The following is a 12985-nucleotide window of genomic DNA, read 5'->3' as shown; positions in this document are numbered from 1 at the left end:
ATCATAATCGGGACAATAAAACTTACTTACTTACTTACTTACTTACTTACTTACTTACTTACTTACTTACTTACTTACTTACTTACTTACTTACTTACTTACTTACTTACTTACTTACTTACTTACTTACTTACTTACTCATGGTAGCTGATTTTATCAATAATTGCAAGCTATTTATCTTTTAATGTCAGAATTATTAAATTTTTATTACATGCTAGTTTTTGCCATCATGAGAAGGGAGCGTTTGTTTTTTTATAGCAGAATGAAGTAATAACTGAATAAATTAGTTGAGAAATTCAAACTAATTTTTAACAATATTTTATAAACCAAGGTCTACTATTCTAGTTTCAATCCTCTATACCGTTTTCATTATGATTCTATCTTAAATCAAAGTTAAAATATCCTATTTGAATAGAATAAGCTATCCTCTATCGGACAAAATCCATCATCTCCTCCAAGAACTGAAGACCAGCACTGAAAATCCAGAACAGGTTCAAAAACTCAAGGAAGCTTACGATAAACTCAACGAAGCATTACAAAAGAAGGAAGATGGACTTGTAGACGATGCTATCTTCAATGCCGCACTTGAGGAGTATAAAAAGGCTAGTCACCTAAAGAAAGGAGTAGAGGAAACTGGAGGAACTAGGAATCGTAGAAGTGTTTCTGGGCTTGTTTATGGTTTTGCTACAGGAAGTGACGGTCGTGAAAAAAGATCTAGGGACGATTCAGGAAGAGAAAGAGATGTTCGTAATTTATATAACGGTCAAGACTTAAACATACTATCTTTAAAATATATCGCTACTGTAGAAACTGGAACTATTAGAAATATTTCTTTATCCGGGTTCCCAATGGTTGATAGTAGAGGTAGAACTTGGGCTACGATCAAAACGAGAATTGATAACAATGGAAGGCGAGCTGTTTTAACTATTACCGGTCGGTCTCCTAAAGAATTGTCTGGAGTATTCAATACAGAATTAACAGTAACTGAAGGAAGCGGTCACACATCTAGTAAGACACAAACTGTTCTGTATCAACTCCCAAAACCAGAATTTGATGAATCTCCGCTTCATCCAGGAAAGACCGCTCAAGAAGATGTAGAGGGGAAAGCAGGAGAAAAACCTATAATTAAAGGTAAAATTCCTGTGCCACCAGGTGGATTAAAGAATTCGAATATTCCGAAAGGCACCCAAGCGAGAATGTATCTGGTCCAAGGCGAACATAATGAATCTTTTGGTGGAGTTGAAACTTCAGCAGAAGGTTATGAGATCGTTGCATGGGGGTTAGTGGGAGGAGATGGAACATCAGTAATATATCCGACTCAATACAAGAAACAATCCATAGGTGATAAACCACTACGTCTTATTGTGGCTTATGTTGAACCAGGGACAGAACGAATACCAAATAGGGACTTAGTTTCACCTCTGTCTAGGGATTCCATTACACCGACATATCCGCTGGATAGGGATGGGGCTAAATCAACAAATAAATGAGCCGGAAGCTAGATAACACTCAATTGTAACCGTCCAATAACGAAGTATATTGAAAAATCTCCAAACTAGAGAACTCACTGATGGTTCCTAATCTGGAGATTTCTTATTTGCACTTTTCTTGTATAGTAGATTGAAATAGGAGACGAACACACTAATTTGACTTCCCCAATTGATTCACCTAATTCCTATTTCATTTTGATGTAACTATTTTTATCGAGACTATAACTCACATACAAAATTTTTAATTTTCGTTTTTAAGAATTTCTTCTAATTTATGATAGTCTTGGACACTATCGATCTCATAGATGCTATTGCCTTCTAATTCTTCAACATAGACATCCAGCTCTTTGATATTATCCTTAACCATATTGTCCCAATAGAGATCGACAAATTCACCACTTGCATAGGCCTTGTCGATAAAGCTGACAATCTTTTCAGCAGTTGGAGCATCCCAGAATGATACACCACTAAGGATACGACCAGCCTTGCTATCAACAGTAATATCTTGAACCTTGTAGTCATCTCCATAGACCAAGAACCATTCGTTGGTACAATCTTCACGATAAACACTAAAATAAGTAGAACGTGTCAAATCATTGCGGAACATATTTTTAAAGAGATAATTGTCAGCATCAATAACATAACTGTTAGCTAATTCTTCTTTTACAAGATAGAGAGAGTAAAAGTTATTGTAGTCAGCGTATTTATCATTGAAAACGAGGCGAACTCCATATTTCTCTTTCAAGTAATCGAATTGTTCTTTAAGGTAACCAACGATGATGATGATGTCGTTGATTCCTCTTTCTTTTAGAAACTCAATTTGGTATTCAATCAAGGGTTTTTGATTAACCTGAACCAAGGCTTTAGGGGTATTTTCAGTCATAGGACGCAAGCGAGTTCCCAATCCCGCTGCTAAGATAATGGCTTTCACACGAATCTCCTTTATTCTTTAATAATAATATAAACTCCAGCAATGACGACAAGTGACGTAATAATTGTCAGCATATCTAGCGGTGCACCCAAGAAAACAACTGCAAACAAGACAGTCCAAACTACATAACTCACGTTCAAGCCTGTAGCCTTGGCTGGTTGCAAGCGATTGATAGCGATATAATAAGCCAAGTAAGAAATCATATCAAAGGCAGCAAAGACAATCATGAGACCTAGTAACTGCCCATTGGCTACTTCGGCAAATGACTGATGAGAGAAGAGCACAATCACAAGATAGGACAAGAATGAAGTCACTTGACGGATTAAGAGGGCTTCGATTTCACTCAATTCACTTTCCATGGCAAAGGAGCTAAGGACACTCTCACTCCCCCATGCAATGGCACAAATCAAAGCACAGAGAATCCCAATGTAGAAGGAATTAACCTGTTCAACCTTATAGGTCTGAGCAATAATCCCTCCAATAATCAAGACAATCCCAAACACAGTATTTCTCGAAATCTTGTGCTTCAAAAAGAAGAAAGCCAATAAAACTGAAACCGCAGGATAAATAGCCGATACTGATGAAGCTAAGGAACTTCCGATATACTTAACCGCATAAAGATTGGCCTGCATACCGATAGGGCCTGCTAGCAAGGCTCCGATGATAACACTAACATTGCGAATATTTAAGAAAATTGAGAGACGAACTTTTCCTTCTTTTATCAAGAGAAAAGCTAGTAAGATAAAGATACTCAAGAAATCGTGAGCAGCGGCCACCACAAAGGGCGACAAATCTGTAAAAATCGAAAAGATATAAGCACTAATCGTTAGACCTAAACCCCAGAAAATACCTGAGAGTAGACCAAAAGAAACTCCATTTTTATTTTTCATCTGAACCTCCATAATAAGCCAAACCTTTAACAGCTCTTTGGTAACGACTCACACCATAGTCACCAAAATCTGCACCTTGCTCTTCTTTGTAGACTGTCCATAGACTCCAAATAGCATCTTGTAAAATTTTATAAATGGCAATCTTTTCACGAGAGACAGGTGTTTGCTCACTCTCATAGTGAGATAAGAAGGCTTCTTCCTCTTGACGAGTGAATTCAGACTCTAAAAAGAGAGCAGCCAAATCCCACATTGGATCGTTCATTGATGAATATTCCCAGTCAATCAGATAAAGTCGTCCTTGAGGTGATTCGATAAAGTTTTCAGGTACCAAATCGATATGACAAGATTTTCTGTCAACACCTAAGTCAGCCAGCCTTTTCTCTAAGGAGAAAACTTCTTCTCGAACAGCTTCATAGTTGGCATAAGGGATTTTTTCCTCAATCAAGGATTCGTATTTTTTGATTTCTTCAAAAGGAGCAAATTCTCCTCTTAATTCCTTGCCAGAAGCATGAATAGTTTGTAATGTTGGAGCAATTTTATCAAATTTGGTCTTGATTGACCTTGAATCAAGCGTAATCGCAGATTCGATATACTCATTTACTTTGATACCAGCTTCAATATCAAAAAGATAATTTTTTACATCTAAGTCTAAATCCTTTAGTAGTTCAAGATTGTACTTTTCATCTTGACGATTGATCAGCTTTTCTGTCCCTTTACCAAAGAATTTAACAATGTATTGCTTATTTGTTGTTTTGGCCAAATAGTTTTGATTGGTCATTCCTCCCAGTTGTTCAACACTGAGGACTTCCTCTTCTTGACTAAGTAAGGAAGAAATTTTTTCTTTAATGATTTTCTCCACAATTAACCTCCAGCACTTATACTTCCCACTTAAACACAGTTTTAAAGGCTGTGTTTAAATCGGTCGCAAAGACACGGTGAATATCTTTAATTTCTCTTACAGGTTCTTCTAGATAAAGGATATTTTTAAGACGATTGGCGAATTTCTTGACTTCCATCATTTGGATGGCATTTTCAAAATCAATGCGACCAGAACGAGATGACCCAACCAAGAGCAAGCCTTTTTCTAAGGCATCGCGTGTATTGAGATTGACTTTATACTCGCTAACACCCATCATGAGAATCGTTCCCTGAGGACGAATGTAGCGAATCAGGTCATTTATAGCCGGTCCAGTACCATCACCACCACAACACTCAAAAGCATGGTCAAAGGCCAAATCTTCAGGAATATTGTCAGTGATATAGCATTCTTTGGCAAATGAGAAAAGTTCCAACTTTTCCCAATGACGACCAATAACCACAATCTCTGCTTCTGGCAAAGTATAATTTATAATATTAGCAACTACAAAAGCTAAACTTCCATCTCCGATAACGGCGATTCGGTCCCGCTTGCTATGAGCAAGGGTCAATAGACGATTCATAGCGTGCATGCCGACACTGACAAACTCTGTAATGGCTGCAACCGTATCTTCGATAGCATCATAAGCCACCACACGATCTTTAGGAAGAGAAACAAACTCTCTCATAAAGCCATCAAATCCACTAGACAAGAAATGAGTCCCTGTCATGTAGTTCTCATAGAATTCTTCATCACTCTGCATAGGAGGATGATTGGGAATCATGACAACTTTTTGCCCAACCTCGTAGGTTCCTGTCGGGTCAGAAATAACGGTTCCACATGACTCGTGAATCATTGCCATTGGAAGCTTTTTATTCAAAATCTTGGGATCACGTTTTCCTTGGTAGTAACGCTGATCCGCATGACAGACCGCCATATAATTAGGGCGGATGAGGATATGATTCTCTTGGTCAATAGCCTCTTCCTGGTATTTGACATTGATAAACTTGGGCTTAGTTAGTTGATAAATTTGATTAATCATTTTACTAGTCTTTCTCAATCATACTTTTTGCAATCTTCAAATCTGTTACTGTTGTAATCTTCAGATTTGAATATTCACCCTTGGCCAAGGCCACATCTTTTCCTTTGATCACAAAGATTTTACATGCATCTGTCAAGATTTCTTTCTCTTCAGCAGAAAGAGAGTCATAAAGGTCCATGAAGTCCTTGCAACGGAATGTTTGAGGTGTTTGTCCTTGATAAAGGTGAGCACGATTTGGAATATCTGTAATAAATTGACCATTGGTACTTTCAACGATAGTATCAACCGCTTCTACCACTGTGTCCACTGCGTCATGATTTTGGGCAAGTTGGATATTGTCCTGAATCATGCGAAGTGTAATAAATGGACGAACAGAATCGTGGGTAACAACGATATCCTCTGGAGTAAGCGGACGATAAGCATCAATAGCTTCAATGATTTTCTCAATACTTGTATTGCGGTCAGCACCACCCTTTGTAATGATGATACGATCCTTATGAAGAGGAAGATATTTATCTACAAGATCTTCTGCATGAGAAACCCAGTCTCCATGAACCCCAACTACAATTTTTTCAATACTTGGTTCCAAGACAAATTTTTCAATTGTATGAATCAAAATAGGTCGATCACCTAGCTCTAAAAATTGTTTTGGCAAGTTACTGATTCCCATGCGTGTGCCAGTTCCACCAGCAAGAATTCCTGCATAAATCATCTATTTTCTCCTTTGTCTTACTAAAAAAACTTATTCTCTCTATTATACCACAATCTAGTCCTATCATGAAAGAAATACCGACCCTCCCGTTCTAGAATAGAAGGATTAAGGAGTTCTATTATTCAAAGAAACTAGTCCATTTCTAGTAATGACCAGGAATTCTGTAGTCATTGCTAATAAATGGCTGTGAAATTTTAGAGTCCTTCAGAATAATATACTTTCCTTAAAGAAAACTTAAAATTAAGATTTGAAACTTCAAAGTGATTACTTGACTTATACTCAATGAAAATCAAAAAGCAAACTAGGAAGCTAGCCGTAAGCTGTACTTGAGTACGGTAAGGCGACGCTGACGTGGTTTGAATTTGATTTTCGAAGAGTATTACTGCCCTTCATTTCTTATTAGCTGACTTTATGATATAATGAAAAACGAGGTAAATTGAATGAAAAGTATAAAATTAAATGCTCTATCTTACATGGGAATTCGTGTCTTAAATATTATTTTTCCCATCCTAACTGGAACCTATGTCGCGCGTGTCTTGGACCGAACCGACTATGGTTACTTCAACTCAGTCGACACTATTTTGTCATTTTTCTTGCCCTTTGCAACTTATGGTGTCTATAACTACGGTTTACGGGCCATCAGTAATGTCAAGGATAACAAAAAAGATCTGAATAGAACCTTCTCTAGTCTTTTTTATTTGTGCATAGCTTGTACGATTTTGACCACCGCTGTCTATATCCTAGCCTATCCTCTCTTCTTTACTGATAATCCAATCATCAAAAAAGTCTATCTTGTTATGGGGATCCAACTCATTGCCCAGATTTTTTCAATCGAATGGGTTAATGAAGCTCTGGAAAATTACAGTTTTCTTTTTTACAAGACTGCCTTCATCCGTATCTTGATGCTAGTCTCTATTTTCCTGTTTGTCAAAAATGAACACGATATTGTTGTCTATACACTTGTGATGAGTTTATCGACGCTGATTAACTATCTGATTAGTTATTTTTGGATTAAAAGAGACATTAAGCTTGTTAAAATTCACATCAGTGATTTTAAACCGCTCTTTCTCCCTCTGACAGCCATGTTGGTCTTTGCCAATGCCAATATGCTCTTCACATTTTTGGACCGTCTCTTCCTCGTTAAAACAGGGATTGATGTCAACGTTAGTTACTACACCATAGCTCAACGAATTGTGACCGTTATTGCTGGTGTTGTAACAGGAGCTATCGGAGTGAGTGTCCCTCGTCTCAGTTACTATCTAGGAAAAGGCGATAAGGAAGCTTATGTCGCACTTGTTAACAGAGGCAGTCGAATCTTTAACTTCTTTATCATCCCACTCAGTTTTGGGCTCATGGTCTTAGGACCAAATGCCATCCTACTTTACGGTAGTGAAAAATATATCGGAGGCGGTATCTTAACCTCTCTCTTCGCTTTTCGTACGATTATCCTGGCACTAGATACCATTCTTGGTTCACAAATTCTCTTTACAAATGGCTATGAAAAACGTATCACAGTCTATACAGTCTTTGCTGGGCTACTCAATTTGGGCTTAAATAGTCTCCTCTTTTTCAACCATATCGTGGCTCCTGAATACTACTTACTGACAACTATGTTATCAGAGGCCTCTCTACTTGTTTTCTATATCATTTTCATCCATAGAAAACAGCTTATTCACTTGGGACATATCTTTAGCTATACTATTCGATACTCTCTCTTTTCACTTTCCTTTGTAGGAATTTATTTCCTGATTAATTTCTTGTATCCCGTGGATATGGTCATTAATTTGCCATTTTTGATTAATACTGGTTTGATTGTCTTGCTATCAGCCATCTCTTATATTGGTCTACTTGTCTTCACCAAAGATAGCATTTTCTATGAATTTTTAAACCATGTCCTAGCCTTAAAAAATAAATTCAAAAGATCATAGGAGTATAGAATGAAACAACTAACCATTGAAGATGCAAAACAAATTGAATTAGAAATTTTGGATTATATTGATACTCTATGTAAAAAGCACAATATCCACTATATTATTAACTACGGTACTCTGATTGGGGCAGTTCGACATCAAGGCTTTATTCCTTGGGACGACGATATTGATCTGTCCATGCCTCGAGAAGACTACCAACGATTTATAAACATTTTTCAAAAGGAAAAAAGTAAGTATAATCTCCTATCCTTAGAAACTGATAAAAACTACTTTAATAACTTTATCAAAATAACAGACAGTACAACTAAAATTATTGATACTCGGAATACAAAAACCTATGAGTCAGGTGTTTTTATCGATATTTTCCCTATGGATCGCTTTGATGATCCTAAGGTCATTGATACTTGTTATAAACTGGAAAGCTTCAAACTTCTATCTTTCAGTAAACACAAAAATATTGTCTATAAGGATAGCCTTTTAAAAGATTGGATACGAACAGCCTTTTGGTTGCTCCTTCGACCGGTTTCTCCTCGTTATTTTGCACATAAAATCGAGAAAGAAATTCAAAAATATAGCCGTGAAAATGGTCAGTATATGGCCTTTATCCCTTCAAAATTTAAGGAAAAGGAAGTCTTTCCAAGTGCTACCTTTGATAAAACAATCGATTTACCCTTTGAGAATTTGACCCTTCCTGCACCTGAAAAATATGATACTATTTTGACACAATTTTATGGAGATTATATGACCTTGCCACCTGAAGAAAAACGCTTCTACAGTCATGAATTTCATGCCTACAAATTGGAGGATTAGGATGCAATATTTAGAAAAAGAAGAAATTAAAGAAATTCAACTAGCTCTGCTAGACTATATTGATGAGACTTGTAAGAAACATGATATTCCTTATTTTCTCAGTTATGGAACCATGCTTGGAGCCATCCGCCACAAAGGTATGATTCCTTGGGATGATGATATTGATATTTCCCTTTATCGTGAGGATTATGAGCGTTTACTGAAGATTATTGAGGAAGAAGACCATCCACGTTATAAGGTTCTCTCCTACGACACTTCTTCTTGGTACTTCCATAATTTCGCATCGATTTTGGATACTTCTACTGTTATCGAAGACCATGTTAAGTACAAGCGTCATGACACCAGCCTTTTCATCGATGTCTTCCCAATTGATCGCTTTACAGACCTGAGCATTGTCGACAAGAGCTATAAGTATGTGGCCCTTCGTCAACTAGCTTATATCAAAAAATCACGCGCAGTTCACGGTGACAGCAAATTAAAAGATTTTCTAAGATTATGTAGCTGGTACGCCCTCCGAGTGGTCAATCCCCGTTACTTTTACAAGAAAATTGATCAGCTAATCAAAAATGCTGCAACCAGCACTCCTCAATATGAAGGAGGAGTTGGGATCGGTAAGGAAGGAATGAAAGAAGTCTTCCCAGTTGATACCTTTAAAGAACTCATCTTAACTGAGTTTGAAGGTCGTATGTTACCAGTTCCAAAAAAATATGACCAATTTTTAACTCAGATGTATGGGGATTATATGACACCACCATCAAAGGAAATGCAAGAGTGGTATAGTCACAGTATTAAAGCTTATCGCAAAAGCTGATTGAGGGCGACCATACAAACTACTAAGATAGAGGTTATTCAAAAACATAATTTTAGTAGAAAATGAAGTAAATATTCCCACAATAAAACGCATAATATCAAGGTTTTTCAACACCTGATATTATGCGTTTTCCTTATCTTCTTAAAGACTTTTTGTCCAACTTATTTTCCTATTTATACTCTTCGAAAATCTCTTCAAACCGTGTCAGCTTAACCTTGCCGTACTCAAGTACAGCCTGCGGCTAGCTTCCTAGTTTGCTCTTTGATTTTCATTGGGTATTAAATAGCTTCTGTAACAAAACTACGGCTTTCCAATACTTTGAGCATGGCGTTAGCTGTATCTAGGGCTGTAAAGAGGGGCACTCCGTGTTCAATGGCTGAACGGCGGATTTGCTCACCATCTTCGTCAGCAGTTCGTTTAGTTCCTACTGTGTTAATGATAGCTTGAATTCTTCCTTTGCGAACAAAGCTTGGGATATCCTTATCGTCATCACCAATCTTTCCAACAGGCTGAGCATGTAATCCATGACTGGCAAAGAAGGCTGCTGTCCCTTCTGTCGCGAGGATTCCATAGCCAATATTTTGGAAACGACGAGCCAAGTCCAAGGCTTCTTCTTTAGCATCATCAGCGATGGTAAAGACAACATTTCCAAAAGTTGGCAAGTGTAAGTAAGAAGCTTCAAAGGCCTTATAGAGAGCTTTTTCCAAAGTAGCATCAGAACCCATAACTTCCCCTGTTGACTTCATTTCAGGACCAAGTAAGCTGTCTACCTTAGCTAGTTTGGTAAAGGAGAAGACAGGTGCCTTGATATGAACGCGGGTGCTTTCAGGGTAAAGTCCATCTTGGTAGCCAAGTTCTGATAAACTTTGACCAAGAATGAGCTTAGTCGCTACTTGAGCCATAGGAATATTGGTCACCTTAGAAAGGAATGGAACGGTACGGCTGGCACGTGGATTGACCTCAATAACATAGACTTTTTCATCCTTGATAACAAACTGGATGTTCATCATTCCAAGGCAGTTAAGACCGATTGCTAGGCGTTTCGTATAGTCTGCGATTGTTTCTTGCACCTTTTGCGACAAGGTTTGTGGTGGGTAAACTGCCATTGAATCACCTGAGTGGACACCGGCACGTTCGATATGCTCCATGATACCAGGAATGAGTACATTTTTACCATCTGAAATGGCATCAACTTCGCACTCTTGCCCAACGATATAAGAGTCGACAAGAACTGGGTGGTCTGGACTAGCCTTAACAGCAGTTCGCATGTAAGAACGAAGGTCTGCTTCGTTTTCAACGATTTCCATAGCACGTCCACCTAAGACATAAGATGGGCGAACGAGAACTGGGAAGCCAATCTTGCGAGCTGCAAGCACTGCTTCTTCTTCATTGGTAGCCGTTTGTCCTGGTGGCTGCGGAATATCCAAGTCTTTGAGTGCTTGCTCGAAGAGGTCACGGTCTTCGGCACGGTCTAGGTCAGCAACCTGTGTCCCAAGGATGGTCACACCTGCTTTTGCCAATGGCTCCGCAAGGTTGATGGCTGTTTGACCACCGAACTGAACGATAACCCCTTTTGGTTGCTCCAAGTCAATGACGTTCATAACATCTTCGAATGTCAATGGCTCAAAGTAAAGCTTATCTGATACAGAGAAGTCTGTAGAAACGGTCTCTGGGTTTGAATTCATAATGATGGCTTCATAGCCAGCCGCCTGAATAGCCTTAACTGAATGAACAGTTGCGTAGTCAAACTCGACCCCTTGACCGATACGGATTGGACCAGAACCTAGGACAAGTACAGATTCTTTATCAGACTTGATAGACTCATTTTCCCAACCATAGGTTGAATAGAAGTATGGTGTTTCAGAGTCAAATTCTGCCGCACAAGTATCGACCATCTTATAAACTGGAACAATCTTGTTTTCCAAACGAAGCTGACGAACTTGGTCTGCAGTCGTTTCCCAAAGTTCAGCAACCTTACGGTCTGAAAATCCATTTAGTTTAGCCGTTTTCAAAACGTCTAGATCTTGTGGATGGGCACCTAATTCTTGCTCAATTTCAAAGATATGTAGGAGTTTATCAAGATAGAATATATCAATCTTAGTCAATTCAGCAATTTCTTCTGGTGTGTAGCCACGACGAATGGCTTCTGATACGTAGAAGAGACGGTCATCTTGGGCTTTGACTACTTTTTCAATCAAGGCATCATCAGAAACTGATGCAAGTTCAGGCATTTCATTGTGGTGCACACCAATTTCAAGGGAGCGACAAGCCTTAAGAAGAGATTCCTCAATGTTACGACCAATCGCCATGACTTCTCCAGTCGCCTTCATCTGGGTACCCAGACGGCGCTCACCCTTTTCAAACTTGTCAAATGGGAAACGTGGAATCTTGGCAACCACGTAGTCGAGAGCTGGTTCAAACATGGCATAGGTTGAACCTGTGACTGGGTTGATCACCTCATCCAAGGTCAAGCCAACTGCAATCTTGGCAGCCAATTTTGCAATCGGATAACCTGTTGCTTTTGAAGCAAGGGCTGACGAACGAGACACACGAGGGTTTACTTCGATGACATAGTACTTGAAGCTGTGTGGATCAAGGGCTAGCTGAACGTTACATCCACCTTCAATCTTGAGGGCACGAATGATGCTCAAGCTCGCGTCACGTAGCATTTGGTTTTCATAGTCTGACATGGTTTGCGCAGGGGCAAATACAATGGAATCCCCTGTGTGAATCCCAACTGGGTCAAAGTTTTCCATGTTACAAACAACCAAAGCATTGTCAGCTGAGTCACGCATCACTTCGTATTCGATTTCCTTGAAACCTGCAATCGAACGCTCAATCAAACATTGAGTGACAGGTGACAATTTCAAACCATTTTCAGCGATTTCACGCAATTCTTCCTCGTTGGCACACATACCACCACCAGTACCACCAAGGGTAAAGGCTGGACGAACGATAACTGGGTAACCAATTGTCGCTGCAAAGGCAACTGCTTCGTCTACTGTGTTAACAATTTCAGATTCTGGGATTGGTTGGTTGAGCTCTTCCATCAATTGTTTAAAGAGATCACGGTCCTCGGCTTGGTCAATGGCAGATAATTTAGTACCCAGAAGTTCAACACCAAGCTCATCGAGGATACCATTTTTAGACAATTCCATGGCCATGTTGAGACCTGTCTGACCACCGAGTGTTGGTAGCAAGGCATCTGGATGTTCCTTACGAAGAATACGTGTCACAAACTCAAGTGTAATCGGTTCGATGTAAACCTTATCAGCAATTTCCTTGTCCGTCATGATAGTTGCAGGATTTGAGTTAACCAAAACAACCTCATAACCTTCCTCTTTCAAAGACAAGCAAGCCTGGGTCCCAGCGTAGTCAAACTCAGCAGCCTGACCAATAATAATCGGACCAGAACCAATCACCATAATTTTTTGAATATCAGTACGTTTAGGCATAGTTTATGATACAAAGCCCGTAAAGAACACAGTGAAAATAGGAAACTCGGTGCAGAC

General features: G+C 38.9%; 10 protein-coding genes. 4 read left to right on the top strand and 6 right to left on the bottom strand.

Features of this window, described 5'->3' with window-relative positions; all coding sequences use genetic code 11:
• Positions 1 to 407: 407 nt before the first annotated feature.
• Positions 408 to 1490 (top strand): hypothetical protein, encoded by a 1083-nt coding sequence (locus tag OC529_RS11290; protein ID WP_262082198.1) that lies wholly within the window; start codon positions 408 to 410, stop codon positions 1488 to 1490.
• A 241-nt stretch (positions 1491 to 1731) separates the two neighbouring features.
• Here OC529_RS11290 and OC529_RS11285 read toward each other — a convergent pair whose 3' ends face one another.
• Genes OC529_RS11285 through OC529_RS11265 form a run of 5 tightly spaced genes read right to left on the bottom strand, consistent with a single transcriptional unit; the run spans position 1732 to position 5921 of the window.
• Positions 1732 to 2421, bottom strand: coding sequence for a sugar phosphate nucleotidyltransferase (locus tag OC529_RS11285; RefSeq protein ID WP_000643978.1), 690 nt, complete (start codon positions 2419 to 2421; stop codon positions 1732 to 1734).
• Between the two features lie 11 nt (positions 2422 to 2432).
• A complete protein-coding gene (locus tag OC529_RS11280) occupies positions 2433 to 3311 on the bottom strand; it encodes a DMT family transporter (RefSeq protein ID WP_262082197.1) in 879 nt (292 codons plus the stop codon).
• A complete protein-coding gene (gene licA, locus OC529_RS11275; protein ID WP_262082196.1) occupies positions 3301 to 4170 on the bottom strand; it encodes a choline kinase LicA in 870 nt (289 codons plus the stop codon). Before licA ends, OC529_RS11280 begins: the two co-directional genes overlap by 11 nt.
• Before the next feature lie 16 nt (positions 4171 to 4186).
• A complete protein-coding gene (locus OC529_RS11270) occupies positions 4187 to 5209 on the bottom strand; it encodes a ribitol-5-phosphate dehydrogenase (protein ID WP_140209064.1) in 1023 nt (340 codons plus the stop codon).
• Positions 5210 to 5213: 4 nt separating this feature from the next.
• Positions 5214 to 5921, bottom strand: coding sequence for a 2-C-methyl-D-erythritol 4-phosphate cytidylyltransferase (locus tag OC529_RS11265; protein WP_262082195.1), 708 nt, complete (start codon positions 5919 to 5921; stop codon positions 5214 to 5216).
• A gap of 440 nt (positions 5922 to 6361) precedes the next feature.
• Between OC529_RS11265 and tacF the strand changes: the two genes are divergently transcribed.
• The 3 genes from tacF to OC529_RS11250 are packed head-to-tail and all read left to right on the top strand — an operon-like array spanning position 6362 to position 9473.
• Positions 6362 to 7849 carry a type IV teichoic acid flippase TacF gene (gene tacF, locus OC529_RS11260; protein ID WP_262082194.1) on the top strand — a complete coding sequence of 496 codons (1488 nt, stop codon included), beginning with the start codon at positions 6362 to 6364 and terminating at the stop codon, positions 7847 to 7849.
• Positions 7850 to 7858: 9 nt separating this feature from the next.
• A complete protein-coding gene (locus OC529_RS11255) occupies positions 7859 to 8662 on the top strand; it encodes a phosphorylcholine transferase LicD (RefSeq protein WP_088791033.1) in 804 nt (267 codons plus the stop codon).
• Position 8663: 1 nt separating this feature from the next.
• Positions 8664 to 9473, top strand: a complete 810-nt coding sequence (locus OC529_RS11250) for a phosphorylcholine transferase LicD (RefSeq protein ID WP_173229056.1) — start codon at positions 8664 to 8666, stop codon at positions 9471 to 9473.
• A 278-nt stretch (positions 9474 to 9751) separates the two neighbouring features.
• Here OC529_RS11250 and carB read toward each other — a convergent pair whose 3' ends face one another.
• On the bottom strand, positions 9752 to 12928 hold the full coding sequence (gene carB / locus OC529_RS11245) for a carbamoyl-phosphate synthase large subunit (RefSeq protein ID WP_262082193.1): 3177 nt from the start codon (positions 12926 to 12928) through the stop codon (positions 9752 to 9754).
• Between the last annotated feature and the right edge of the window lie 57 nt (positions 12929 to 12985).

This window comes from Streptococcus sp. Marseille-Q5855 (genome assembly GCF_946901985.1).
Classification (GTDB): Bacteria; Bacillota; Bacilli; order Lactobacillales; family Streptococcaceae; genus Streptococcus.
The sequence above is the reverse complement of the archived record's forward strand: the minus strand, read 5'-3'. Positions and strand labels throughout refer to the sequence as shown.

Coding starts and splice junctions, on each gene's coding strand:
- OC529_RS11280 (WP_262082197.1), bottom strand. CDS start 3,311: ATGAAAAATAAAAATGGAGTTTCTTTTGGTCTACTCTCAGGTATTTTC.
- OC529_RS11270 (WP_140209064.1), bottom strand. CDS start 5,209: ATGATTAATCAAATTTATCAACTAACTAAGCCCAAGTTTATCAATGTC.
- OC529_RS11265 (WP_262082195.1), bottom strand. CDS start 5,921: ATGATTTATGCAGGAATTCTTGCTGGTGGAACTGGCACACGCATGGGA.
- tacF (WP_262082194.1), top strand. CDS start 6,362: ATGAAAAGTATAAAATTAAATGCTCTATCTTACATGGGAATTCGTGTC.
- OC529_RS11255 (WP_088791033.1), top strand. CDS start 7,859: ATGAAACAACTAACCATTGAAGATGCAAAACAAATTGAATTAGAAATT.
- OC529_RS11250 (WP_173229056.1), top strand. CDS start 8,664: ATGCAATATTTAGAAAAAGAAGAAATTAAAGAAATTCAACTAGCTCTG.
- carB (WP_262082193.1), bottom strand. CDS start 12,928: ATGCCTAAACGTACTGATATTCAAAAAATTATGGTGATTGGTTCTGGT.